We start from the raw sequence: 24,715 nt of genomic DNA on the forward strand, positions 1-24,715 counted from the left end.
CCCGCACACAAGCTTCCTTCATCGTCGTTTGAGGAGAAGCGGAGACGCGTACAAGCGCTCCGGAACAAGAGGGAGAGACGATGACGAATTTCCGTAAGATCGGCATCCTGGCAGGACTGGCGCTTGGCGTTTCAGTCGCGGCCCTGAATGCCTATGCGTCCGAGCCGACAGTGCCGCCGGCACCGCCGGCTTTCCCGGCGGAAGGCAAGATCAAATATGTGTCCCGCGACTCCATCCTGGAGTTCAAGGCGCTGCCGGAATATCACGAGCCGGACTGGGTCACGAAGAATTTCGTCGACAGCGGCAAGCTGCCAGCGGTCAAGGATCGCCTGCCCAAGGAGCCGCTGGTCTTCAAGACCGAAAACATGCCTGACGGTATCGGCGGCTATGGCGACGTGATGCGCCATGTCATCGGCGGCCGGCCGGAAGGCTGGAACTATGGCGCCGGCCAGACGCAGGGCTGGGGCGGCATCGATATCGGCCTTTCCGAATGCCTGACACGCACGGCGCCGCTCTTCCAGGTGGAAGCCAAGGATACCGAGCCGTTGCCGAACCTCGCCAAGGGCTGGGAGTGGTCGCAGGACGGTCACAAGCTGACCATGCATCTGATCGAAGGCGCCAAGTGGTCCGACGGCGCGCCCTTCAATGCCGATGACCTCATGTTCTATTGGGAAGACGAAGTCATCGACCCGAACGTTTCGCCACTCGGCGGCGGTGCATCGCCGGAAGCCTTCGGTGAGGGAACGACGCTCACGAAGATCGACGACTACACAGTCGAATGGACCTTCAAGGAAGCCTTCCCGAAGCAGTACCTCTATACGATGGCCTATCCGAACTTCTGCCCGGGTCCGTCGCATATTCTGAAGCCCCAGCACCCGAAATATTCGAAGAACACCTACGATCAGTTCAAGAACGCCTTCCCGCCGGAATATATGAACATGCCGGTCATGGGCGCCTGGGTGCCGGTCGAATATCGGCCGGATGACATTATCGTCATGCGCCGCAACCCCTACTACTGGAAGGTCGACGAGAAGGGCAATCAGCTGCCTTATCTCAACGAGTTGCACTACAAGCTCTCGACCTGGGCCGACCGTGACGTGCAGGCCGTTGCCGGTTCTGCCGACTTCTCGAACCTCGAGCAGCCGGAAAACTTCGTGGCCTCGTTGAAGCGTGCCGCCGAAAAGACCGCTCCGGCGCGTCTCGCCTTCGGCCCGCGCCTCATCGGCTATAATCTTCGCATGAACCTTTCGGCCAATGGCTGGGGTGATCCTGATGCCCGCAGTCAGGCGATCCGCGAACTCGACCGCAACGAGGACTTCCGCAAGGCCGTGACCATGGCGATTGACCGCAAGGCGATCGGCGACTCCCTCGTCAAGGGACCGTTCACGGCGATCTATGCAGGCGGCCTTTCCTCCGGCACGAGCTTCTATGATCGCAACTCGACCGTCTACTATCCCTTCGATCTAAAGGGCGCCAAGTCGCTGCTCGCCAAGGTCGGCCTGAAGGATACGGATGGCGATGGCTTCGTGAACTTCCCGGCCGGAACAGCTGATGGCAAGAACGTCGAGATCGTGCTTCTCGTCAACAATGACTATACCACCGACAAGAGCCTTGCCGAAGGCGTCGTCGGCCAGATGGAGAAGCTCGGGATTAAGATCATCATCAATGCTCTTGCTGGTCCCAAGCGCGATAGCGCGCATTATGCCGGCCAGTTCGACTGGCTGATCCAGCGCAACACGACCGAGCTCGCCTCCGTCGTGCAGAACACCGAACAGCTTGCCGCTGTCGGCCCACGCACCAGCTGGCACCACCGTGCCGGCAAGGATAATCAGCTCGACCTCCTGCCTTATGAAAAGGAGCTCGCCGACATCGTCAACAAGTTCCGCACGAGCCAGGACAATGACGAACGCGTGGCACTCATGAAGCAGTACCAGAAGACGGCCACCGAACACGTGGATACCGTCGGACTGACGGAATATCCGGGTGCGCTGATCATCAACAAGCGTTTCTCGAATATTCCCGAGGGTACGCCGATCATGATGTTCAACTGGGCCGAGGATTCCGTCATCCGCGAGCGTCTGTGGGTGGCCGCCGACAAGCAGGGCAAGTACGAACTCTTCCCTCAACAGCTTCCCGGCAAGCCTGGAGACAAGGGTCCAATAAACTAAGAGCAATTCCCAGCAAAAGTGCGCAGCGGTTTTGCCCCTGGGATTGCGTAAAAACAAAGAGATCGAGCATCTCCATGGCTCGAAGAAAAATGGAGATGTTCGAGGAGCTCCCTCCCGAACGACAAGGGCTTCCGGTCGCGCGTGCTGCGCGCGGCCGGTCAGAATCAACAAGCCGGCCGCGCTGAGACGAGCGACTGGCGGCAAGGAGAAGCGAACCGTCTGATGCTACGATTCCTGCTCATGCGTATCGCCTCGGCGATCCCCGTCCTCTTCATCCTCAGCGTGGTGACCTTTGCCATTATCCAGGCGCCGCCCGGAGACTACGCTGACTACATCCGTTCGCAGTTGATCAATCAGGGCGGAGCTTCCTTCGCCCAGGCGGATGCCCAGGCTCAGGCCTACCGCATCGAACATGGCCTCGATAAGCCGATGGTCGTCCAGTACGTCAACTGGATCACGGGAATCGTGACCAAAGGCGATTTCGGCTACAGCATGTTCTACAACAAGCCGGTTGCTGACGTGGTCGGCGAGCGCCTGCCCCGCACGCTGGCCTTAGCGCTGGTCTGCCACATTTTTGCGTCCATCCTCGGCATCACCTTCGGCATCTGGGCGGCGACCCGCCAATATAGCTGGATCGACAGCCTGCTGTCGGGCGTTGCCTTTCTCGGCATGACGGTGCCGCGCTTCCTGATGGCGCTGATCATCGTCTATCTGCTGGTCTTCCAGTTCAACGTCACGGAAATCGGCAGCTTCTTCTCGCCGCAATATGGCGGGGCGCCTTGGTCCTGGGGCAAATTCATGGATCTCGTCAGCCATGTCTGGCCGGTCGTCGCGATCGCCACTTTCGGCGGGCTCGCCTACAACATGCGCGTCATGCGCGGCAATCTGCTCGATACGCTGAATGCTCAATATGTTGAGACAGCGCGCGCCAAGGGGCTTTCGGGCGGCGCCGTCGTCATGCGTCACGCCGTTCCAAACGCGTTGCATCCGCTCGTCATGTATCAGGGCGTCGTGCTTCCCTACATGCTGACCGGCGAGATCGAAACCGCGATCATCTTCGCCTTGCCGACTGTCGGGCCGGCAATCGTCGGCTCGATGGCGATCGGCGACGTCTATGTCACAGCGACTTTCATGCTGGTGCTGTCGGCCACGCTGATCGTCGGCAACATCATCGCCGACATGCTGCTTGCCATGCTCGATCCGCGGGTCCGTCAATATGGAGGAGCCTGATATGTTTGCCTTCGACTCTTCCCCGCCGCCACCGCATGAAGAAGCGGTCAAGAATACCCACCATGGCAATGAGAGCTATATGGCGCTGGTCTGGCGCCGGCTGCGGCGCTCCTGGACCGGCATGATCGGCCTGATCCTCGTTGGCCTCTTAATCATCATGGCTGTCTTTGCCGATTTCTTTGCGCCGATGGACCCGAAGGCGACCGATGTCGGCTTTGCGCCGCCGCAGCTCATCAGCATCCATGACAAGGAAGGCAGTCTCGTCTGGCCACGCGTCTATGCGCTGGCGGATTCCGAAGAGCTCGATCCGGTTACCTTCCAGCCGGTCGTCGGCGTGGATTACGACAATCCGCGTCTGCTCGGCTTCTTCGTCAAGGGTTCGGACTACAATCTGCTCGGTCTCATCCCGGCCAATCGCCATTTCTTCGGCACGGTGGATGGCCAGCCGGTGCATTTCCTCGGCACCGACAAGTTCGGTCGTGACGTGCTGTCGCGCGCCATCATCGGCTCGCGCATCTCGCTGATGATCGCCCTGACAGTAGTCTTCATCGTCACTGTCGTCGGCACGACGGTCGGCATGGTCTCGGGCTATTACGGCGGCGCCTTCGATGTCTGGGTGCAGCGTTTCGTCGAGCTGGTACTCGCTTTCCCGCAACTGCCGCTTTACCTGGCGCTGACATCGCTGATCCCGATCACCGCGCCGACCAACGTCTTCCTCGCCTTCGTGATCTTCGTCATGTCGGCGCTCGGCTGGGCGCAGATGTCGCGCGAGGTGCGCGGCAAGACGCTGGCGCTGGCGCGTATCGAATATGTGCGGGCGGCAATGGCGGTCGGCGCGACCGACCGGCGCATCATCTTCCAGCATATTTTCCCGAATGTGATGAGCCACGTGATCGTCGCCGTCACCATCCATATTCCAAGCGTCGTGCTGCTCGAATCCTTCCTCGGCTTCCTCGGCTTCGCCGTAAAGCCGCCGCTGATTTCCTGGGGTTTGATGCTGCAAGATACGGCCAATTATTCGGTCATCGGAACCTATCCCTGGATTCTCGCTCCTGTCGCTTTCGTGCTGATCACCGTCTTTGCCTTCAATGCGCTGGGCGACGGTCTGCGTGATGCGGTCGATCCCTATTGAGGTGATGAAGATGGCCCTTGCTCTCGTTAGTTCCTTCGCCCCGCCCGTCCGTCACGATCATGATGGCCGCAAGGAGAGCCCGATCATCGACGCGCGCAATATCGGCGTGAATTTCAAGGTCGAGCATGGCACCGTCGAAGCCGTGAAGGACATTTCCTTCCAGCTATACCGCGGCGAAACGATTGCCATCGTCGGGGAGTCTGGCTCTGGCAAGTCGGTGACGGCACGTACCGTCATGGGGCTGCTGTCCAAGCGTGCGGTCATCTCGCCGCGCTCGAGCGTCGAGTATGATGGCGCCAATATCCTGAAATTTTCGGAGAAGGCCCGCCGCAGGCTGCGCGGCGACCGGATCTCGATGATCTTCCAGGAGCCAATGAGTTCGCTGAACCCGATCTACACGATCGGCAGCCAGATCGTCGAAGCGATCCGCGTCCACCGCAAGATGAGCCGCAGGCAGGCCGACGCTAAGGCGCTGGAGCTTTTGAAGCAGGTGCAGATCCCCGATCCCGAAGCGCGCCTGCGGCAATATCCGCATCAGCTCTCTGGCGGTCAGCGCCAGCGCGTGATGATCGCCATGGCGCTCGCCAATGATCCCGATGTGCTGATCGCCGACGAGCCGACGACGGCGCTCGACGTGACCGTCCAGGCGCAGATCCTCAATCTCATCCGCAATCTGCAGACGGAATTGCGGATGGCAGTGATCCTGATTACCCACGACCTGACGGTCGTGCGCAAGTTCTCCGACTATGTCTATGTGATGCAGCATGGCGAGATGCGCGAGCACAATATAACCGAGCAGCTCTTCGCCAATCCCCAACATCCCTATACGAAGCATCTTTTGGGATCAGAGCCGCGCGGCCAGGCCAACCCGCTGCCGGAGGGATCGGATATCATTCTCGACGCCCGCGGCGTGCGCGTCTCCTTCATGCTGCGCCATGGCGGCTTCTTCAGACCGGAGCTGCGCGAACTGGTCGCCGTCGACAGTCTCAATCTGACGCTGCGGCGACACGAGACGCTGGGCCTCGTCGGTGAATCCGGTTCGGGCAAGACGACCTTCGGTCAGGCTATTCTCAGGCTCAGTGACACGGACAATGGCGAGATCTATTTCGACCGCCAGCCGATCCACGGCAAGTCACGGGCGGAAATGCGGCCCTTGCGCTCGCGCATGCAGGTCGTCTTTCAGGACCCGTTCTCGTCGCTCAATCCGCGCATGACGATCGGTCAGATCATCGAGGAAGGGCTGGTCGTCAACAAGCTCGGCGCCACCAAGGGCGAACGTCTGGACAGGGTTCGCGAAGCTCTGGTCTCCGCCGGCATGCCGGGCAACATCCTCTCGCGTTTCCCGCATGAATTTTCCGGTGGGCAGCGTCAGCGCATCGCTATTGCGCGGGCGATCGCACTGGAGCCGGAATTCATCCTGCTCGACGAGCCGACCTCGGCGCTCGACCTCTCCGTCCAGGCGCAGATCATAGAGCTCCTGCGCAAGCTGCAGGATGAGCGCGGTCTGAGCTACCTTTTCATTTCGCATGACCTGAAGGTCGTGCGTGCCCTCTGCCACCGTGTCATCGTCATGCAGCACGGCAAGATCATGGAAGAGGGACCCGTCAACGAAGTCCTTTCCAATCCCAAGACACCCTACACCGAACGGCTCGTCAAAGCCGCTTTCGAGGTAGCCTGATTTCAGAATGCCGGAGGTTCATATGGCAAATCCCAGAATAGCGTTCATCGGAGCTGGCTCCACCGTTTTCATGAAGAACATCGTCGGCGACATCCTGCAGCGTCCGGCGCTGTCGGGGGCTACGATCGCGCTCATGGACATCAACCCGCAGCGGTTGGAAGAAAGCGCCATCGTCGTCAACAAGCTGATTTCGACACTTGGTGTGAAGGCGAAGGCCGAGACCTACGGCGATCAGCGCAAGGCTCTGTCGGGCGCCGATTTCGTGGTCGTCGCCTTCCAGATTGGCGGTTACGAACCCTGCACGGTGACGGACTTCGAGGTGCCGAAGAAATACGGCTTGCGCCAGACGATTGCCGACACGCTCGGCGTCGGCGGCATCATGCGTGGACTGAGAACCGTGCCGCATCTCTGGAAGATCTGCGAAGATATTCGTGCGGTCTGCCCCAACGCCATCATGCTGCAATATGTAAACCCGATGGCGATCAACACCTGGGCGATCGCCGAGAAATATCCTGACATCAAGCAGGTTGGCCTTTGCCATTCCGTGCAGGGCACGGCAATGGAGCTCGCCCATGATCTCGACATCCCCTATGACGAAATCCGCTACCGCTCGGCCGGCATCAACCACATGGCCTTCTACCTGAAGTTCGAGCATCGCCAGCCGGATGGTTCCTACAAGAACCTCTATCCGGATCTCGTACGCGCCTATCGCGAGGGACGTGCGCCGAAGCCCGGCTGGAACCCGCGCTGCCCCAACAAGGTGCGTTACGAGATGCTGACGCGTCTCGGCTATTTCGTCACCGAAAGCTCGGAGCATTTCGCCGAATATACACCTTACTTCATCAAGGAAGGTCGCGAGGACCTCATCGAGAAATTCGGCATTCCGCTCGATGAATATCCGAAGCGCTGCATCGAGCAGATCGCTCGCTGGAAGGGCCAGGCTGAAACTTATCGCTCGGCCGACAAGATCGAGGTCAATGAATCGAAGGAATATGCCTCCTCGATCATCAATTCGGTCTGGACCGGCGAACCCTCGGTCATCTACGGCAACGTCCGCAATAATGGCTGCATCACCTCGCTGCCGGCCAATTGCGCTGCCGAAGTGCCCTGCCTGGTCGATGCCTCCGGCATCCAGCCAACCTATATCGGCGACCTGCCGCCGCAGCTGACCGCGCTGATCCGCACCAATATCAATGTCCAGGAACTGACGGTTCAGGCACTGATGACGGAAAATCCGGAACATATCTATCATGCTGCGATGATGGATCCGCATACGGCTGCCGAGCTCGACCTCGATCAGATCTGGTCGCTGGTGGATGAGTTGCTCGCCACCCATGGCGACTGGCTGCCGGAATGGGCACGGCCGAGCAAGGTGCGCGCGGCCTGAGGCACACGAATAGGATCAGCGCTGACCGATACGCCGGCGCTGATCCTGATGGTTCAGGATAACCTGCCTTCGTCGTCGATTAGGGCTAGACGGCAGGGGAGCGTGTCACTCCATCGCCAAAGCACGAGATTGAGATCGTCGCGTCTGGCCGCGGGAGCTAAACTTCTGACCAAGAGGCCATGATAGCCATCGGACACGAGCCGATATGCGAAGTTCTGTGTCCTTGCTTCCCCTTTTTCCTTCATCTCGTCGCGCCAGCTTGCTGCGGCAATCGTTTCGGCATCGATGCCGAGCGCCTGAAGAGCGACCTCGTCCCTTGTGTCAAAGACGCGCTCGATATCGGCCTCGTAGGAGACAAGGGTGGTTGGCTGCAGGCTGCCGACCTGATTGGCTTCCCTGAGCGCCGTCAGCACGGATAGCGACGTATAAAGTGCCGGCATTCCCTTTGGATTGAATCGTCCGCCATAGAGTTCGGCGCCCCGACCAGAAAGCGGCTGGCGTGCATAGATCGGGTTCAGCGCCCGATAGAGCTTTCCTTCGTAGCGCATTATCGGGGATCAGGCGTGGACGCCGGCATCGATCGCATCGATATAATCCAGAACGTCCTCCGCCCGTCCGTCGCGAACCAGCTGCATGGCAGTCTGGCCTGAAAAGCCCGATAAGGGCTCGGAACGATACCAGGCATAGGCCATCAGCGCCGAACCGAAGCGGGGTTCGACCTTGTTGACGACTTCAATCATTTCGCGCAGGCGCTTCTGCGTCTTGTCGGAGCGGAGGCGGTCCTTGCGCTGGATCGCATCCTTGCCGAGACCGGCGGTGCGGGCAATCTCCTCGCTCGTCGTGCGGAAGGCATCAGCGATCTTGCGCGGTGCAAACAGCCCGTCATCTGCATATTGTGCGAGGCCCATGATCCATCTCCATGCCGTTTATACTGACGTTATATAGCGTCAAAATAAGCGGCGTTCAATGGCTGAAGTTCTGCCGTTAATCGTTACCGATCATCTCAGCCGCCTTGGAGGCGATTGCCATGGCTGGCGCGTTGGTGTTGCCCGATGGAATGAAGGGAATGATCGAGCAATCGATCACCCGCAACCCGTCGAGCCCGCGAACCTTCAGCGAGCCATCGACGACTGCCATCGGATCGTTGTCCGGCCCCATGCGCAGGCTGCCGGAAGGATGGTAGTTCGTCTTCACCGTCTGGCCGGCGAATTTCGTCAGCGCTTCCTCGTCTTGCAGCGTTTTCCCCGGCAGGATTTCCATCGCGATCTTGGAACGGAAGGGTTCCGTTTCCAGAAGCCGCCGCGCCGTCTTCAGGGATGCGAGCGTCAGGCGCAGATCATCGGGATCGCCGAAGAAATTGCAGTCGACGAGCGGCTGGTCGGCAGGGTCGGCCGAGCGTAGCTTCACGCTGCCGCGCGCCTTCGGCCGCAGCAGGCAGGAGGTAAAGGTCACGCCCCAGGTCGGTTTAGCTGAGGAGACGTCACGATCGAGATAGACGATCGGCGCGCAATAGAGCTGGATCGTCGGTCGATCACCGCCGTCCGGATCGTAGAAGAGGCAGGACTCGATACCTGTGGTCGTCACCGGCCCGGAATCGAAGAGCAGATATTGCAGCCCGTTACGGATCATCGGCCAGCCTTTGTCTTCGCCGAAGTAGCCGGACTTGCCCTTCGTGGTGGCGATGACGGGAACTTCGTGATGATCCTGCAGATTGGCGCCGACGCCGGGCAGATCGGCGATGACGGCGATGCCGTGTTCGCGCAGATGATCGGCAGGGCCGATGCCTGACAGCATCAGCAGCTTGGCGCTATTATAGGTTCCGGAGGCAACCAGCACCTCCCGTTCAGCCATGGCTTCGCGCGTCTCGCCACCCCGCGTATAGGCGACGCCGACCGCGCGGCCATTCCTGATGATGAGGCGGTCGACGCGCGCTTCGGTGATGATGTCGAGACGGCTGTGTCCCAAGAGCGGGTCGAGGAAAGCCTTCTTGGCATCCGAGCGTTCCGTGCGGCGACCCCATTTGGCAAAGGTGTGCTGCATGATGCCGACGCCGTTCTGTCTGGCACCGTTGAAATCAGGATTATAGGGGTGGCCGAGCCCCTGTGCGGCGAGGATGAAATCCTCGGTCGTATCGGAGATATGGCGCGGTTCGGAAACACGCAGATTGCCGGAAATGCCGTGGAATTCATTGTTGAAGCGGCTATTGGCTTCAATGCCTTTGAAATGCGGCAGCATGTCCGCGTAGGACCATTCGGTTCCGTTGCCGAGATAGGCGGCCCAGCTGTCGTAATCTTCCTTTTGGCCGCGCATATAGACCATGGCATTGACCGCACTGCCACCGCCGAGCGCTCGTGCAACCGGTACGATAGGGCCGCGGCCGCCGAGCTGCGCTTGCGGCACGGTATGATGCATTTCGAGGAAATCGTTGCGCGCGAGATATTTCATGTAGCCGGCTGGAAAGGACATCAGCCTTGCGGTCTCGCGCGGTCCGCGCTCGATGATGAGGACGGAAAATCCAAAATCCCGCACCAGCCGCATGGCGGCGACCGAGGCCGCGGATCCGCCGCCGGCGATGATGAAGTCGTAGGTCTTGTTCACATTTCCTCCGAACCGGGATGATGGTATCCGCCGACTCGCAATCGACTGGCAAAGCGAGCGACAACAATGACATAGATGCCACTGGCGATCGTCAAGGCGCGTTGCCCTCAACGCCCAAAGAATAGCGTTTCGGCATTCTCGATGAAGATTTTGCGGGCAAGTTCGGGGTTGCCGATTGCGTCCTGCATCCCGTCGATCAGGTCGGCGTCATCGGGCATGTCGCTCCAGAGCTCGGTATGGGGCCAGTCGCTGCCCCAAAGCAGCTTTTCCGGATGGCTGGTGGCAAATGCGCCCACCACCTCGGCAAAACCTGCATAGCCCCGCTCGCGCGTCAGCCTGTAGGGAGCCGTGAGCTTGACGTAGCCGCCGGGATTATCGGCGAGCCTCTGGAGAGCAGGAAGATGTTGGCGCCATGCGCCGTCGGCGAGCGGTATGAAGCCTAGATGATCGATGACGAAGCGGACGCCCAGATGCGGCAGCCGCCCGGCAAGGTTATCGATCTGGTCCGGGCTGATCTGAAGCTGCAGCGACCAGCCGAAATCGCGGATGCTAACCGCGAGCGTTTCGGCCGCAGTAAGCGGTAGGCCGCCCTTGTTGCGCGTGTTGATACGCACGCCGCGTACCCCAAGCCGGTCGAGCCGGGCAATCTCCGTAGGGCCTGTCTCGGGATCGATGACGACGATGCCCCGCAACCGGTCCGGAAAGGCGGCCAATGCCTCGACCAGAACCTGGTTGTCGAGGCCATAGACGCTCGGCTGCACGGCGATGCCCCTGCTGATGCCCAGCCGGTCGGCAAAGGCGATCCAGTCGGCAGTCGTTGCGATATCTGGCGTGTAGCTACGCGGCGTATTCAGCGGCGCGTCCGACCGGAAGACGTGGAAATGTGTATCGATCGTGCCCTGCGGCAGCGGCGTTGCTGGAGCACGGGTCAGCGGCAGGCGCGGCAGGCAAAGTGGCGCTTGACTGTCCACCAGGCTCATTTCTGTTCCAGATCCTCATGCTGGAGGAAATCGAAATCGGCGCCTTCATCGGCCTGCAGCACGCGCGTGTGATAAAGCTTGGCATAGCCGCGCGCCGGTTCGGCAGCCGATATTTCTCCAAGCTCTGCCATGCGTCGGTCGAATTCCGCTTGGTCAATGGCGAGGTCTATGCGTCTCTCCTTGACGTCGAGGCGGATGCAGTCGCCGGTTCTCACGATCGCCAGCGGCCCGCCGGCCGCAGCCTCCGGGGCAATATGCAGCACGATCGTGCCGAAGGCGGTGCCGCTCATACGGGCATCGGAGATGCGCACCATGTCCTTGACGCCTTGGCGCGCGAGCTTGCGCGGGATCGGCAGATAGCCGGCTTCCGGCATGCCCGGCGCGCCTTTCGGGCCGGCATTGCGCAGCACGAGAATATCGTCGGCGCTGACTTCGAGGTCGTCGCTATCGATCCGCAGGGTCATGTCCTCGACGGAATCGAAGACCACTGCTCGGCCCTCATGCTGCAGCAGATCCTTCGATGCCGCCGATTGCTTGATGACCGCGCCACGGGGCGCAAGGTTGCCGTGGAGCACGGCAATCGTGCCGATGGGCTTCAACGGTTTATCGACCGTGCGGATGATCGTCTGGCCGGGCTCGTTGGGAGCCGCATCGATTACCTCGCCGATCGTCTTGCCATAGATCGTCCGCTGGCTGCCGTCGATCTCGTGGCGCACCGCCTTCAAGAGCGTCTGCACACCGCCGGCCTCGTGGAACTGCTCCATATAATGCTGGCCGGACGGCTGTAGGTCGACGAGAAGTGGGATGATCTTGCCGAGCCTGTCGAGCTCGGCCATGTCGAGACGAATGCCAAGGCGCCCCGTGATGGCGGCAAGGTGAACGACGGCATTGGTCGACCCGCCCATAGCTTGCAAGGCGACAAGGCCGTTGCGGATGGCCGAAGGCGTCAGAATATCGCGCACCGTCGGCGCATCCGGGTTGGCTGCCAGTCCGGCGGCAACGCGGCCGGTCGCTTCGGCAAGCCGCACGCGCTCGGATTCGGCGGCGGGCGCCGATCCTGCCCGCGGCAGGCAGAGGCCCATCACTTCGGTCAGGTTGGCCATGGTGCTTGCCGTTCCCATCACCGTGCAGGTGCCGATCGAGCTAGCGAGCTTGTTGTTGACGTCGGTAATTTCCGCCTCGTCGATTTCCCCGGCACGGAAACGCCCCCAGAAACGGCGGCAATCGGTACAGGCGCCGAGCCTCTCACCCTTATGGTGGCCAACGGCCATCGGCCCGGTCGGCAGGAAGATTGCCGGGATATCGCTGCTGGCAGCGGCCATGATCTGCGCCGGCAGGGTCTTGTCGCAGCCGCCAATCAGGATCACGGCATCCATCGGCTGGGCGCGGATCATCTCCTCGGTTTCCATCGCCATCAGGTTGCGAAGATACATCGAGGTCGGCGAGGCGAAGCTCTCGTGGATGGAAATGGTCGGGAAGACCATCGGCATTGCGCCGGCCAGCATGACACCGCGCTTGGCAGCTTCGATGAGTTGCGGCACGTTTCCATGGCAGGGGTTGAAATCGCTGTAGGTATTGGCAATCCCCACGATCGGGCGATCGAGAGCATCGTCCGAATAGCCCATGGCCTTGATGAAGGCCTTTCTGAGGAAAAGGGAGAAACCCTGATCGCCGTAACTCGTCAGCTTGCGACGAAGACCACTCGACATTGTTCCTCCCTCGTCCCTTAAATTGAGTTCCAGCCTAGTGGGATATGCATGATTGTCAATAAAGAAGATGCGTCGATACGCATACTCATCGCCGCGGTCATCAAATTTGACCGAGAAACATCAAGATAATTCGCGATAATTTCAATTTTAATCTCGCGTTGCGCATTGGCATTCGGCGGGATAGCCTCTAAATTATCGATAAAATGAGATGGAGCGAGGCATGGCCGAGATCAGGCGAAAGCGGGTAGGGCTCATTGGCGCCGGCTGGGTCAGCGAGTACCACCTGCCGGCATGGATGAAGCAGTCGGCCCGTGCGGAGGTCGTTGGGATTGCCGACCCCTCGGTGGTGGCCCGCACGGCCAGGAGCAAGAGTTTCGGCATCCCCCGTACTTATGAGAGCGCGCAGGTCATGCTGACCGAAGAAGTGCTCGACGCCGTCGATATCTGCGCCCCGCGCGAGATGCATGTGGAACTCGTGCAGTTGGCGGCGGCCAAGGGCGTCGATATTCTCTGCCAGAAGCCGCTCGCGCCCGATTACGACCAGGCAGTCGCTCTCGTTGCCGGTCTGCCGCCGTCGATCCGCTTGATGGTGCACGAGAACTGGCGGTTTCGCGCCTATTACCGGCGGCTAAAGGCTTGGCTGGAGGAGGGGATTGCCGGCAATATCAGGCAGGTCCAGTTCGAATTCTTCTCAAGCGGCATGATCGCCGATGCTGACGGCAACAGGCCAGCGCTCATCCGCCAGCCGTTTTTCCGCAGGCAGCAGCGTCTGCTGGTCATGGAGGTGATGATCCATCATCTGGATACGCTGCGCTACCTGTTCGGCGAGATGGAGGTGGTTGCCGCACGGCTTGAGCGCAGCAATGACGACATTGTCGCCGAAGATGTTGCCTTCGTCATTCTGCGCCGTCTGGACGACGGGGTGATCGTCACTGTAAACGCCAATCTGGCGGTGCATGGCGCGCCGCCGACGCCGCGCGATCATCTACGGATTTTTGGCACGCAGGCGATGCTGGAATTGTATGGAAGCCGTCTTTCGGCAACGGGCCATGCCGAGCGCGAGGAGGAATTCGATGCGGATGCCGTCTACCAGGGCGCCTATGATGCGACGATCGCGCATTTCCTTGACGGTCTGGAGGGCCGAGCAGTGATGGAGACCGTGCCTGACGATAATCTGAAGACGCTGGCGCTGGTCGAAGACATCTATCGGCTGAGCCGGTTCGACGCTGAAGACAAACCGCGATAAGATGGCCTGCCCCCGGAGGACCTATTGATGCAGACGCTCAACGAAAGCCGTGAAGACGAGACCGAACACGACGATCTGAGCATTGCGCGCGCGCTCGAAGAAGACATCATCTTCGGACGGCTGGCGCCTGGTACTCGTCTGACGGAGGATACGCTTCTTGCGCGCTTCCATGTGACGCGACACTTCGCGCGCCAGGCGATCGTCCAGCTGGAGACGATGGGTATCGTCGTGCGCGAACGCAATAAGGGCGCAACTGTCCGCTCGCTGACATCAAGACAGGTGCAGGAGATCTATGACGTGCGCGAGCTTCTGCAGAGGCAGGCGGCACTCTGGATTCCGTTGCCGGCGCCCGACGAGCTGATCGCCGAACTGACGGCCCTGCACGAAGAGCATGGCCGGCACGTCGAATCCGGCTACCTTCGCGGCGTGCACGAGACAAACGACAAGTTCCATCTGACGCTTTTCAGCGCCTGCGGCAATTCCCATCTCGTCCAGTCGATCGAGCTCTACATGCGTCTCAGCCTGCCGGTGCGCGCCAATTCCATGTCGAGCAAGGAATCGCTGCAGACCTCGCACGAACATCACCGGCTGATGATCGAGATGCTGAAGGGCAGGGACAATTGGGTCCTGGCGCAACTCTGCGTCGACCATCTGCAGCCGAGCAAGAGGCGCTACCTCGCCTATGTGAGCGAACACTAGAGCTATTCTTCAGAGGGTCAGGGAGCGCAACTTGGAGGGTTGCGCCCCCTCTTTCCTGCCGTCTCACCAGTCCAGGCGAAGGAGAGAAACGCCCTGACGCGGCAGGGAGAAGCGGAGATCGATCTTGCCGTCCGTGACGGAAACCGATGCCTTGTCGTCGATCTCAGCCAGCTTGCCGGAGGCTTCGAGCGTGGCGTAATCGGCGCCCTCGATATGCTGCGGCTTGCCCATTTCCTTCCAGATGCGGAAGGAGTTGGAATGCTGCTCGTCCATGCGGAAGTGCTTGAGTGCGGCCGGCCGGCTGCCCCAGCCATCGATGGAAAGGCTCACCTCTGCAGCGGGGCCTGCCTCGTCATCGTCATGATAGTGCCAGACGAGAACGGAGACGCCCCTGTCGTCGCGGGTCGCCACGACATTGACGTCGGGCTTGTCGCGAACGCCGTGGCTCATGATGTCTTCGATATCGCGGCGATAGTCGCTCTCCGATTCGAGCCACTGGCCGCCGAGCTTGCCGAGCATGCGGAAGCCGTTCAGCACGGCCTTGTCGACGCCGTTGGTGGCGAGATCCCGGAAGCCGTCGAAATAGGGCTGGTCGTCGAAGAGGAAGGCCCAGGTGACGGCCCCTTCGATCTCGATATTGGCGCGGCGCGACAGTTCATAGGTGCGGATCATGCTTTCGACGACATAGACGCCGTAGAGCGGGCCGTTGCGATAGCCGTTCTGCGGATGGACGCGCGCCGAGCAGGCAGCGCAGCCTTCCGGGTCGGATTCGCCGATGACGACGGGCAGGTGCCGAAGCTCGGGGAATTCGTTGATGATGGCAAGATTGGTCTCGATGTCGCGTAGCTGCTTGTGCAGGCCCATGCGTACATGCCCGTCGAAGATGACCGGATTTCCCTTGGCATGGAAGGCGATGAAGTCGAGCGGTGGTTTGTTCTCGACGACATGGCGCAGGAAGGCGCGCAGAAAGGTCTGCGCTTTTTCATTGGCGAATGCGCCGCAGGTGTGCGGGCCTCCGACACGGGCCTTAGGCAAGGCCCGCTTCACGGCACGCGCGCTCGCATCATACATGGCGCAGAATTCCGGGATCGTGCCGGTCCAGTAGTGGCCGTCGGGCTCGTTCCACACTTCCCAGGGCCAGGACGAGACCACGTCTTCGCCGTAGCGATCGGCGAGGTGCCGCGCCCAGGCTTCGATCAGGTCTCCCCATTTCTTCAGGTCCTTCGGCGGCGCTGTCCAGCCGGTGGTGATAGTCGCATACCGGTCTGCCGGCTCCCAATGATGCTTGTAGGGGCCATCGAAATCGGAAAGCGCTTCCGGTGTGAAGCCGATCTGGATCAGCGGGATGTTGCCAGCCTCGACATAGGCATCGAAGATCTGGTCGATGATCGTCCAGTCGTAGACGGGATTGCCGTTTGCATCCTCACTATAGGCATTGGTCGAGCCCCATTTCAGGGCCGGCTTGCCGTCGCCGCTCGTCAAGAGATTATGTGCGCGAATGCGCGGAGCGACGGGGCTGAGTTCGGTCAGCTCTTTCAGGAGCTTCTTGCCGTGCGGGGAGTAAGTGTAGTTCGGCTCGTCATAACCGAACCAGTTCCACAGTGGTCTGTATGGCCCGGTCGGCCGGCCGGCGTGAACGTTGATGGTCACGTCATAGGAACTCGTCATCGTCTTTTCCTCTTGAACGGTCATGCCTCAGCCTCCTCCCGAAGGCCAACCGACCAATATGGTGATGAAGTGCGGCCGTCTTGGGAGGGCGCCGCGCTCGCTGCCAAAAGCTATGCGAAATGACCATTTTGTCAATAATATAAAAAATCACACTTGCATGGCGATTGGAAAATGCCCGAATTTCCGATAGTTTTTGGCATTCTAAAAATTACCTGTTGCCGTTTGGTGAAAAATTGTCGATAAATGCAGAGGCGAAGCTCAGCGTCTGGAGGAGTCATGCGGGCCATCAGGTCCCTATGCAGACGCTTTTGCCGGAACGCGATCGATAACGGATTACGGGAAGCGCCCGCGCCTGCGGGTCAAGGAGGAGGAGCGTCCGATGAAGTTCCCTAGATTTGCAGTCATTGCCTTATTGTCTCTCGCCGCTCTGCCTGCTTACGCGCAGGATTTCATTGCCGGCATCCCGCGCAATGAAACGTTGATCATCCAGGGCACGCCGCAGCAGAATGCGGATTGGTTCAACGTCTGGGCGCCCGGCGGTGGCGGCGCAGCCAATGTCAACGGCCTGCAGCAGCTGACGACCGACACGTTCTGGTTCATCAATCCGGAGGGCGGTCCGGATGCCTGGCAGAACGCGCTGGCAACCGAGCCGCCTGCCTACAATGCCGATTTCACCCAAATGACGGTAAAGCTGCGCAAGGGCATCTATTGGAGTGACGGCGTCGAATTCACCAGTGATGACGTGGCCTATACGGTCCGGACGCAGATCGACCATCCCGGCATGTCCTGGAGCGCGCCCTTCACTGTCAATGTCGCCAGCGTGGAGAATCCCGATCCGCAGACGGTCGTCTTCCATCTGAAGAAACCCAATTCGCGTTTCCACACGCTGTTTACCGTGCGCTGGAACGCTGCCTGGATCATGCCGAAGCATGTCTTCGAAAAGGCCGGCGATCCCCTGGCATTCAAAAACAATCCGCCGGTATCGCTCGGTGCCTATGTATTGCAGAGCTACGACAAGGGCGGCAACTGGACCATCTGGAAACTGCGTGACGACTGGCAGCGCACTTCGATTGGCATGGCCGCCAAGGAGCCGCCGCAGGTCAAATATGTCGTCTACCGTGCTGCCGGTAACCCGGAGGCCCGTGTCATCGAACAGCGCAATCACAATCTCGATGTCATCAACGACATGGCGCCCGAGGGGATGTTTGCCATGATGCGTGACAGCAAGAGCGTCGCCTCATGGCTGAAAGGCTTCCCCTTCGCCCATCCCGATCCGACCCTGCCGTCGGTACTGCTCAACACCAAGAAGCCGCCTTTCGACAACAAGGATGTCCGCTGGGCGCTGGCATTGATGATCGATATCCGCGCCGTGGCACTCGGTTCCTATCGCGGTGCTGCCAATCTTGCAGCCCTTGCCACGCCGCCGACCGGCTCAGCACCGGACGATTATTACGCGCCGATGCAGGACTGGCTCACCAATTTCGAGCTCGATACCGGCAGCCGCAAGATCAAGCCCTATGACCCCAATATCTCGGCCCAGATCGCCACGATGGTCCGCGGTCAGTGGGGCGACCAGATCCCGACCGATCCGAAACAGCTGCAGCGCACCTTCGGCTTCGGCTGGTGGAAGCAGGACGTCCAGGCCGCAACCGAGCTCCTACAGAAGGCCGGTTTCAAGAAGAGCGGCAATCAATGGCTGAAACCTGACGGCACGCCGTTTGTGATCCGCCTGCAAGTTGAAGGCGATGCCATTCCGACGCTGGCACGTGCCGGCACGGTCATCGCCCAGCAATGGAGCCAGAACGGCATTGCCACCAAGGTCGACGTTGCCGGACCGACCAACGGTCAGCGTCTCAGCACCGGCGATTTCGAAGCGGCGATCTACTGGAGCATCGAAACCTGGGGCGGTCATCCGGACCTGTCCTTCTTCCTGGACAGCTACCATTCGGAGTTCATCAAGCCACTCGGCCAGATTCAGCCGCCGCGCAACCTGCAGCGCTGGCAGGATCCGCGCCTCGATCAGCTGATCGCGAAAAACCGGTCCATCGCTTTCGATTCGCCTGATGTCACCAAGGTCGGCCAGGACTTCCTGAAGCTCGCCGTCGAAGAGATGCCGATGATCCCGCTGATGGCTTACAACAAGTTTGCGCCGTTCGACACGACCTACTGGACCAACTATCCGAGTGCTGAAAACCCCTATTCCGCCTCGGGTCCGAACTGGTCGAACATCCGCTACATGGTGGTCGGCCTGAAGGCCAATCCGGCCGCTCCCAAGAACTGACCGCGTCGATACGGGGAGTGGCCGGGCAGCCGGCCGCCCCTTCTGCTATTGGAGGGTGGATGCCATGAATGGCTTTCTGATCTATGCGGGCAAACGTTTCCTGCAGTTCCTTTTTGTCGTCGTCACCGGCATCACGCTTGCGTTCCTGATCGCGCATTTCTCGCCGGTCGATCCGGTGGAGCAAACGGTGTCGCTGCTGACGAGCTTCGGCTCGACCGACCCGCAGGCAGTCGAAATTCTGCGACAGTCGCTGCGGGAGCTCTATGGAACCGGCGGCCCGCTTCTCGATCAGTATTTCACCTTCTGGGGGCGCGTGCTGACCGGCGATTTCGGTCCCTCGCTGTCGTCCTTCCCGACACCCGTCATGACGGTCATCGGCCGCGCTTTGCCCTGGACCGTCGGCCTGCTGACGCTTGCAACCATCATTGCCTGGATCATCGGCAATCTGCTCGGCGCGCTTGCCGGCTATTTCCGCAACAGCCGGCTTCTCAAGCTCGCCGGCATCGTCATCATGGCGCTGCAGCCGATCCCGACCTACATTATCGGCCTCAGCCTCGTCATCCTCTTCGGTTTCATCTGGCCGATCCTGCCGATCAGTGACGGCGCGCAGGTCAACCTCGCGCCTGCTTTCAATTGGGCCTTCATCAGCTCGGTCATCGAACACGGCATCCTGCCGGCGCTGACGCTGGTGCTCGTCGGCATCGGCGGCTGGTTCATCTCCATGCGCTCGCTCGTCTCCAACATCGTCACCGACGACCACGTGGTCTATGCCGAACTCGGGGGCGTACGTTCACGCAGCATCTTTTCGCACTATGTGGCCCGCAATGCCATGCTGCCGCAGGTCACGGGGCTCGCGCTCAGCCTCGGCAATGTCTTCGGTGGCGCCGTCATCGTCGAATTCGTCTTCAACTACCCCGGCATCGGCAAGTTGTTGATTTCAGGGATCTATTCCGGTGACTACAGCCTGGTGCTCGGCGTGACGACGATTGCCATCATTGCCGTCGCCTCCGCCGTCTTCGTGATCGACATCATCTATCCGCTGATCGATCCGCGCGTGAAACTGGGATAATTGCGATGTTCAAGATCCTCAGAGACCTGCTCCGTTATAACAAGGAATTCCTGTTCGGGACGATCCTGATCCTGATCATTCTCGGCCTGATCGTGGCCTCCTTCTTCTCACCCTATGACGAGAATGCCATCTATGTCGTCGCCCCCGATATGCCGCCGTCTGCAGAATTCTGGTTCGGCACGACATCGCGCGGCCAGGAGGTGTTCTGGCAGATTGCAGCATCGCTTCGCAACACGCTCCTCTTCGGCATCATCGTTGCCGTCATCAGCCGCCTCATTGCGCTGGTCGTCGGCCTGGTCTCCGGCTATATCGGCGGACGCACCGACCAGATCATCATGGGCATCAACGATACACTGGGCGCATTGCCCAACATTCCGATCCTGCTTCTCCTGGTCTTCGTGCTGCGCGACCAGATGACATGGTCGATGCTGGCGATCGTTGCAGCCCTGCTCGGCTGGACACATGACAGCCGGCTGATCCGCTCAGTGGCGCTCTCGCTCCGCCACCGCGAGTTCACCCGACATGCGGTCTTCGCGGGCATGCGCACGTCGCAGATCCTCATCCGCGAGCATCTTCCTTATGTGATGCCGATCGTCTTCTTCACGACGATGAACAATCTCATCTGGGCGATCGGCCTGGAAGTGACGCTGTCCGTGCTTGGCTTCTCCGACATCAACCGACCGACGATCGGCGGCATGATCTATTGGGCCAATGCCCATTCCGCCATGGTCGCCGGCATCTGGTGGTGGGTAGCCTTCCCGATGCTCTTCGTGGTGATCCTCTTCCTCGGCCTCTTCATGCTCGCGATGTCGGTCAACGAATATATCGATCCCCGCTCGCGGTTGGCCCGGATGGGAGCCTGAGACGATGCAGAACCTATTGAGGAAAGCGCCCTTGACCGTCGTCGAAAACTCCCGGGACGCGCTGACGATCGACGGGCTGAAATGCTACTACGTCAACGACTATTTCGGCGTCCGGCGCGAGATTCGCGCCGTCGATGACATCAGCCTGACGGTACGCAAGAACGAGATCTACGGCATCGCCGGAGAATCCTCGAGCGGCAAGACCTCGTTGATCAAGACGCTTGCCGGGGCCATCCGTCCGCCGATGCGGGTCGTCGGCGGCACCGTCAATTTCAACTTCGATGGAAAGCTGATCGACGTCTACGGCGAACCGCAGAAAATGCGGTCTGCGCGCTGGCGCCACCTGTCCTATATCATGCAAGGCTCGATGAACGTGCTGAACCCGGTCCGGCGCGTGAAGCACGCTTTCAACGATTTCGCCTTCCGGCACATGAACCTTGATCCGGCTACCTTTCGTGAGCGGATCGAGGCGCATCTCGCCCGCCTGCATCTCGATCCGCATGTGCTCGAAGCCTTTCCGCATCAACTCTCAGGCGGCATGCGCCAGCGACTGACCATTGCGCTCGCGACCGTCTGCGAACCGGAATTCATCATCGCCGATGAGCCGACGACAGCGCTCGACGTTCTGGTGCAGCAGGATGTTCTGGCATTGATCAAGGAGGTGCAGACGCGCATGCAAGCCTCGGTCATCTTCGTAACCCACGATATGTCCGTCCATGCCGCAATCACCGATCGCCTCGCGATCATGTATGCCGGGCGGCTGGCCGAAGAGGGGCCGACGCAGGCGATTTTCGACAATCCGCAACATCCCTATACGGTTCACCTGATCGGCAGTCTGCCGCGGATCGGCGATACGAAAACCAGAAAAAGCCTACCAGGCAAACCGCCGGCGCTCTCGAACCCGCCTTCGGGATGCCGCTTCCACCCGCGCTGTCCGATTGCAATCGACAGATGCTCGAAGGAGGTGCCCGTCATGCAGCCAAGCGCGACCGGCGGGCGTGTCGCATGTTTCAGGGCTGGGGAGTACAAAATCCAATGAGCGGCGAACACCTTCTCCAACTTGAAAACGTCACCAAGCTCTTTCCGATCGGCGGCTTCTTCTCGCGTGCGAAGATGACGGCAGTCAACGAGGTCAGCTTCGCGCTCGAGGCTGACAGGCCCGAGATCTTCACGGTTGTCGGCGAATCCGGCTCCGGCAAATCCACCCTTGCCAAGATGATCCTTGGCAATGAGAAGGCTGATCGCGGCACCATCCGCTTCGACGGTGCGGATATCGGTGATATTCGCAGCCGAAACGCCCGTGAAGCCTTCATGACCAGGGTCCAGCCGGTTTTCCAGAATCCGTTCGAAGCCTTCAATCCGCTGACACGCATCGACGAATATCTGTATGCCACCGCTCATCGCTTCAAGGGTGCGAAGAGCCGCGCCGACAGGGAGGCGCTGGCCGATACGGCGCTGCAGCGTGTCGGCCTCTCCATTGCGGAGGTTCGTGGACGGTATTCGCATGAATTGTCGGGCGGCCAGCTCCAGCGTATTGCGGTGGCACGCGCGCTCATTCCCGAACCGAAGCTCATCGTCGCCGACGAGCCGGTCTCGATGGTGGATGCATCGCTGCGAATGTCGATCGTCAACCTCTTCCGCGAATTGCGTGATACGCTGAAGGTGTCGATCATCTATATCACCCATGATCTGGCGACCGCCTACTATATCGCCGACCGTGTCATCATCATGCGCAAGGGCGTGGTGGTCGAAAGCGGCGATGCACGCACCGTGCTCGACAATCCGCAGCACGAATATTCGATCGCCTTGAAGAATGCCGTGCTGCCGCCTGATCCTCGTGAGGCGTCGACGATCATTCGCCAGCGTCAGCAGGATGCCGGCGCATTTGCGCATCGGGAGATCGTCAACGCCTGATAAGGTCACGCCACCTGGGGCGCGGCCATGTTCTCGGTCTCAGGAGCCGCGGAAACGCAGATTGCCGGCCGAAAGCTCGCTGACCGAGGCGCAACCCATCAGCTTCATGCCGCGCTCGATTTCGGTTCGCATCTGCAGGAGCGCCCGTTCGACGCCTGCCTGGCCAGCTGCCGCAAGCGGGAACAGATAGTAGCGCCCGACGCCGACGGCCTTGGCGCCAAGCGACAGTGCCTTCAGCACATGGGTGCCGCGCTGGATGCCGCCATCGACCATCACATCGATCCGGTCTCCGACGGCCTCGACGATTTCCGCGAGCTGGTCGAAGCCGCTGCGCGAACCATCGAGCTGACGCCCACCGTGATTGGAAAGTACGATGCCAGTGCAGCCGATATCGATCGCGCGCTTGGCATCCTCGACCGTCATGATGCCCTTCAGGCAGAAATGTCCGCCCCAGATTTTCACCATGTCGGCGACGTCGTCCCAGTTCATGGCGGGATCGAGCATTTCGGTGAAATAGCGGCTGATCGACATCGTGCCGCTGCCCATGTCGACATGGCTGTCGAGCTGCGGCAGGCGGAATTTCTCATGCGTGAAATAATTGATGGCCCATGCCGGTTTGACGGCAAACTGCGCCATGCCTGACAGATTGAGCTTGAAGGGGATGGCAAAGCCGGTGCGCTTGTCGCGCTCACGGTTGCCACCGGTGATGCTGTCGACGGTCAGCATCATCACCTGCACGCCGGCCTGCTTGGCTCTCGCCATCATTTCTCTGTTGAGGCCGCGATCCCTGTGGAAATAGAACTGATAGACCTGCGGTCCGCTGCTGATCTTACGCGCCTCTTCTAAGCTGATCGTGCCGAGCGACGACACGCCGAACATCGTGCCGAATTTGCCGGCGGCATGGGCGACCGCCCGTTCACCCTCGTGATGAAAGAGCCGCTGCAGGGCCGTCGGCGAGCAATAGACCGGCATGGCAAGTTTCTGGCCCATGACGGTAACCGATATGTCGACCTCGCTGACGCCGCGCAGCACGCTCGGCAGAAGATCGCAGCTCTCGAAAGCAGATGTATTGCGCCTGTAGGTCACCTCATCGTCCGCCGCGCCATCGATATAGTTGAAGATCGGCCCCGGAAGGCGTTGCTTGGCGAGACGGCGGAAGTCATGGAAATTATGGCAGTCTGAAAGGCGCATACTCGTATCCAATCGAGGGCTGGCACGTCATGCCTCCAGCCGATGAGCGGCCGCGAGACCTCCTCGTCGTCGCGATCCATGACCTATGGGATACGATTATTATCGCACCAATCTCAAGCTCTCTTGAGTGCGCTTCCGTCGCCTTGTGAGAGAAAGGCGCATTTTATTGCCCGGCGGTCATGCGAGATGACATGCGTTGCGGAGACGCCGGATCAGCGGGTGGGCTTCACCGCCAGCCAGATGACATGCCGTGCACCGCCGCGCTTGCCGTTGGCGCGCGTATTGATCGCATCGACCGCAAAGCCGCGATCCTTCAGCCGGCGGGTGAAGGATGGATCAGGCCCTGAGGACCAGACGGCGAGCACGCCGCCGGGGCGGAGCGCCTCGCGGGAGGATTTCAACCCGGCAAAATCATACAGCCGGTCGTTGGATTTGCGGGTCAGCCCGTCAGGGCCGTTGTCGACGTCGAGCAGGATAGCGTCATAGCCGGCCTTTCCGGCACGGATCGCTTCGCCGACATCGCCCTGATGGATCGAGACACGCGGATCGTCGAGGCAACCCTTGAAGACCTCCGCCATTGGACCTCGCGCCCAGGCGACGACCGCCGGCACCAATTCAGCGACGACGACACCGGCATCCTCGGGCACAACTGCCAGTGCTGCCCGCAGCGTAAAGCCCATGCCGAGGCCACCGATCAGGATTTTCGGCTTCGGATGCGATTTGATCCGCTCGAATGACAGCGTGGCGAGCGCTTCTTCCGAGCCGCTGAGGCGGCTGTTCATGAGCTCGTTTGTGCCGAGCATGATGGAAAATTCCGATCCGCGCTGCTTCAGCCGCAATTGCCCGCCTTCGCCGGGAATGGTCGCGGAATCGAGCTGGATCCAGGGAAGCATGGCGGTTTC

20 protein-coding genes are annotated in these 24,715 nt (G+C 60.4%); 12 read left to right on the top strand and 8 right to left on the bottom strand.

Annotated features, from left to right (window positions below):
• Nucleotides 1-80: 80 nt before the first annotated feature.
• The 5 genes from AB8B33_RS25130 to AB8B33_RS25150 all read left to right on the top strand — a co-directional run bounded on the left by AB8B33_RS25130 (nt 81) and on the right by AB8B33_RS25150 (nt 7,595).
• Nucleotides 81-2,168 carry an ABC transporter substrate-binding protein gene (locus AB8B33_RS25130; RefSeq protein WP_439017432.1) on the top strand — a complete coding sequence of 696 codons (2,088 nt, stop codon included), beginning with the start codon at nt 81-83 and terminating at the stop codon, nt 2,166-2,168.
• A gap of 222 nt (nt 2,169-2,390) precedes the next feature.
• On the top strand, nt 2,391-3,398 hold the full coding sequence (locus AB8B33_RS25135) for an ABC transporter permease (protein WP_439017433.1): 1,008 nt from the start codon (nt 2,391-2,393) through the stop codon (nt 3,396-3,398).
• Nucleotide 3,399: 1 nt separating this feature from the next.
• A complete protein-coding gene (locus AB8B33_RS25140; protein ID WP_113323996.1) occupies nt 3,400-4,530 on the top strand; it encodes an ABC transporter permease in 1,131 nt (376 codons plus the stop codon).
• A gap of 10 nt (nt 4,531-4,540) precedes the next feature.
• The gene (locus AB8B33_RS25145) at nt 4,541-6,208 is read left to right on the top strand and encodes an ABC transporter ATP-binding protein (RefSeq protein WP_439017434.1); all 1,668 of its coding nucleotides are present in this window, start codon (nt 4,541-4,543) and stop codon (nt 6,206-6,208) included.
• A gap of 22 nt (nt 6,209-6,230) precedes the next feature.
• A complete protein-coding gene (locus AB8B33_RS25150; protein WP_310382250.1) occupies nt 6,231-7,595 on the top strand; it encodes an alpha-glucosidase/alpha-galactosidase in 1,365 nt (454 codons plus the stop codon).
• 53 nt (nt 7,596-7,648) lie between these two features.
• Here AB8B33_RS25150 and AB8B33_RS25155 read toward each other — a convergent pair whose 3' ends face one another.
• The 5 genes from AB8B33_RS25155 to AB8B33_RS25175 all read right to left on the bottom strand — a co-directional run bounded on the left by AB8B33_RS25155 (nt 7,649) and on the right by AB8B33_RS25175 (nt 12,882).
• Nucleotides 7,649-8,143, bottom strand: coding sequence for an RES family NAD+ phosphorylase (locus AB8B33_RS25155; RefSeq protein WP_439017435.1), 495 nt, complete (start codon nt 8,141-8,143; stop codon nt 7,649-7,651).
• A 9-nt stretch (nt 8,144-8,152) separates the two neighbouring features.
• Nucleotides 8,153-8,503 carry an MbcA/ParS/Xre antitoxin family protein gene (locus AB8B33_RS25160; protein WP_439017437.1) on the bottom strand — a complete coding sequence of 117 codons (351 nt, stop codon included), beginning with the start codon at nt 8,501-8,503 and terminating at the stop codon, nt 8,153-8,155.
• Nucleotides 8,504-8,579: 76 nt separating this feature from the next.
• Entirely contained in the window at nt 8,580-10,193 is a 1,614-nt protein-coding gene (locus tag AB8B33_RS25165; protein WP_439017438.1) for a GMC family oxidoreductase, read from the bottom strand.
• A gap of 107 nt (nt 10,194-10,300) precedes the next feature.
• On the bottom strand, nt 10,301-11,173 hold the full coding sequence (locus AB8B33_RS25170; RefSeq protein WP_439017439.1) for an amidohydrolase family protein: 873 nt from the start codon (nt 11,171-11,173) through the stop codon (nt 10,301-10,303).
• The gene (locus tag AB8B33_RS25175) at nt 11,170-12,882 is read right to left on the bottom strand and encodes an IlvD/Edd family dehydratase (RefSeq protein ID WP_439017440.1); all 1,713 of its coding nucleotides are present in this window, start codon (nt 12,880-12,882) and stop codon (nt 11,170-11,172) included. The genes AB8B33_RS25170 and AB8B33_RS25175 overlap by 4 nt, the downstream gene beginning before the upstream one ends.
• A 220-nt stretch (nt 12,883-13,102) precedes the next feature.
• Between AB8B33_RS25175 and AB8B33_RS25180 the strand changes: the two genes are divergently transcribed.
• The gene (locus AB8B33_RS25180) at nt 13,103-14,128 is read left to right on the top strand and encodes a Gfo/Idh/MocA family protein (RefSeq protein ID WP_439017441.1); all 1,026 of its coding nucleotides are present in this window, start codon (nt 13,103-13,105) and stop codon (nt 14,126-14,128) included.
• A gap of 27 nt (nt 14,129-14,155) precedes the next feature.
• Nucleotides 14,156-14,827 (top strand): GntR family transcriptional regulator, encoded by a 672-nt coding sequence (locus AB8B33_RS25185; protein ID WP_439017442.1) that lies wholly within the window; start codon nt 14,156-14,158, stop codon nt 14,825-14,827.
• 63 nt (nt 14,828-14,890) lie between these two features.
• Here the strand turns inward: AB8B33_RS25185 and AB8B33_RS25190 are convergent, their stop codons facing one another.
• Entirely contained in the window at nt 14,891-16,519 is a 1,629-nt protein-coding gene (locus tag AB8B33_RS25190) for a GH39 family glycosyl hydrolase (RefSeq protein WP_439017443.1), read from the bottom strand.
• A gap of 355 nt (nt 16,520-16,874) precedes the next feature.
• Between AB8B33_RS25190 and AB8B33_RS25195 the strand changes: the two genes are divergently transcribed.
• From AB8B33_RS25195 to AB8B33_RS25215, 5 genes are all read left to right on the top strand, one after another.
• Nucleotides 16,875-18,776 carry an ABC transporter substrate-binding protein gene (locus AB8B33_RS25195; RefSeq protein WP_113323986.1) on the top strand — a complete coding sequence of 634 codons (1,902 nt, stop codon included), beginning with the start codon at nt 16,875-16,877 and terminating at the stop codon, nt 18,774-18,776.
• 64 nt (nt 18,777-18,840) lie between these two features.
• Nucleotides 18,841-19,845: an ABC transporter permease gene (locus AB8B33_RS25200; protein ID WP_113323985.1), complete on the top strand. Its 1,005-nt coding sequence runs from the start codon at nt 18,841-18,843 to the stop codon at nt 19,843-19,845.
• A gap of 5 nt (nt 19,846-19,850) precedes the next feature.
• Nucleotides 19,851-20,708, top strand: a complete 858-nt coding sequence (locus tag AB8B33_RS25205) for an ABC transporter permease (protein WP_113323984.1) — start codon at nt 19,851-19,853, stop codon at nt 20,706-20,708.
• A gap of 4 nt (nt 20,709-20,712) precedes the next feature.
• Nucleotides 20,713-21,747, top strand: coding sequence for an ABC transporter ATP-binding protein (locus AB8B33_RS25210; protein ID WP_439017444.1), 1,035 nt, complete (start codon nt 20,713-20,715; stop codon nt 21,745-21,747).
• A complete protein-coding gene (locus AB8B33_RS25215) occupies nt 21,744-22,622 on the top strand; it encodes an ABC transporter ATP-binding protein (protein WP_439017445.1) in 879 nt (292 codons plus the stop codon). Before AB8B33_RS25210 ends, AB8B33_RS25215 begins: the two co-directional genes overlap by 4 nt.
• Nucleotides 22,623-22,661: 39 nt before the next feature.
• Here the strand turns inward: AB8B33_RS25215 and AB8B33_RS25220 are convergent, their stop codons facing one another.
• Both AB8B33_RS25220 and AB8B33_RS25225 read right to left on the bottom strand, forming a co-directional pair.
• Nucleotides 22,662-23,813 (bottom strand): alpha-hydroxy acid oxidase, encoded by a 1,152-nt coding sequence (locus AB8B33_RS25220; RefSeq protein WP_439017446.1) that lies wholly within the window; start codon nt 23,811-23,813, stop codon nt 22,662-22,664.
• Nucleotides 23,814-24,025: 212 nt separating this feature from the next.
• Nucleotides 24,026-24,706, bottom strand: coding sequence for a spermidine synthase (locus tag AB8B33_RS25225; protein ID WP_439017447.1), 681 nt, complete (start codon nt 24,704-24,706; stop codon nt 24,026-24,028).
• Between the last annotated feature and the right edge of the window lie 9 nt (nt 24,707-24,715).

The sequence above is a fragment of the Rhizobium sp. 768_B6_N1_8 genome, from assembly GCF_051811225.1.
GTDB lineage: Bacteria > Pseudomonadota > Alphaproteobacteria > Rhizobiales > Rhizobiaceae > Rhizobium.

Excerpts from the sequence above, each read along its gene's own strand:
- AB8B33_RS25155 (WP_439017435.1), bottom strand. The coding sequence starts at position 8,143 with ATGCGCTACGAAGGAAAGCTCTATCGGGCGCTGAACCCGATCTATGCA.
- AB8B33_RS25180 (WP_439017441.1), top strand. The coding sequence starts at position 13,103 with ATGGCCGAGATCAGGCGAAAGCGGGTAGGGCTCATTGGCGCCGGCTGG.
- AB8B33_RS25220 (WP_439017446.1), bottom strand. The coding sequence starts at position 23,813 with ATGCGCCTTTCAGACTGCCATAATTTCCATGACTTCCGCCGTCTCGCC.
- AB8B33_RS25210 (WP_439017444.1), top strand. The coding sequence starts at position 20,713 with ATGCAGAACCTATTGAGGAAAGCGCCCTTGACCGTCGTCGAAAACTCC.
- AB8B33_RS25195 (WP_113323986.1), top strand. The coding sequence starts at position 16,875 with ATGAAGTTCCCTAGATTTGCAGTCATTGCCTTATTGTCTCTCGCCGCT.
- AB8B33_RS25205 (WP_113323984.1), top strand. The coding sequence starts at position 19,851 with ATGTTCAAGATCCTCAGAGACCTGCTCCGTTATAACAAGGAATTCCTG.
- AB8B33_RS25145 (WP_439017434.1), top strand. The coding sequence starts at position 4,541 with ATGGCCCTTGCTCTCGTTAGTTCCTTCGCCCCGCCCGTCCGTCACGAT.
- AB8B33_RS25175 (WP_439017440.1), bottom strand. The coding sequence starts at position 12,882 with ATGTCGAGTGGTCTTCGTCGCAAGCTGACGAGTTACGGCGATCAGGGT.
- AB8B33_RS25190 (WP_439017443.1), bottom strand. The coding sequence starts at position 16,519 with ATGACCGTTCAAGAGGAAAAGACGATGACGAGTTCCTATGACGTGACC.
- AB8B33_RS25150 (WP_310382250.1), top strand. The coding sequence starts at position 6,231 with ATGGCAAATCCCAGAATAGCGTTCATCGGAGCTGGCTCCACCGTTTTC.
- AB8B33_RS25160 (WP_439017437.1), bottom strand. The coding sequence starts at position 8,503 with ATGGGCCTCGCACAATATGCAGATGACGGGCTGTTTGCACCGCGCAAG.
- AB8B33_RS25170 (WP_439017439.1), bottom strand. The coding sequence starts at position 11,173 with ATGAGCCTGGTGGACAGTCAAGCGCCACTTTGCCTGCCGCGCCTGCCG.
- AB8B33_RS25200 (WP_113323985.1), top strand. The coding sequence starts at position 18,841 with ATGAATGGCTTTCTGATCTATGCGGGCAAACGTTTCCTGCAGTTCCTT.
- AB8B33_RS25130 (WP_439017432.1), top strand. The coding sequence starts at position 81 with ATGACGAATTTCCGTAAGATCGGCATCCTGGCAGGACTGGCGCTTGGC.
- AB8B33_RS25225 (WP_439017447.1), bottom strand. The coding sequence starts at position 24,706 with ATGCTTCCCTGGATCCAGCTCGATTCCGCGACCATTCCCGGCGAAGGC.
- AB8B33_RS25140 (WP_113323996.1), top strand. The coding sequence starts at position 3,400 with ATGTTTGCCTTCGACTCTTCCCCGCCGCCACCGCATGAAGAAGCGGTC.
- AB8B33_RS25215 (WP_439017445.1), top strand. The coding sequence starts at position 21,744 with ATGAGCGGCGAACACCTTCTCCAACTTGAAAACGTCACCAAGCTCTTT.
- AB8B33_RS25185 (WP_439017442.1), top strand. The coding sequence starts at position 14,156 with ATGCAGACGCTCAACGAAAGCCGTGAAGACGAGACCGAACACGACGAT.
- AB8B33_RS25135 (WP_439017433.1), top strand. The coding sequence starts at position 2,391 with ATGCTACGATTCCTGCTCATGCGTATCGCCTCGGCGATCCCCGTCCTC.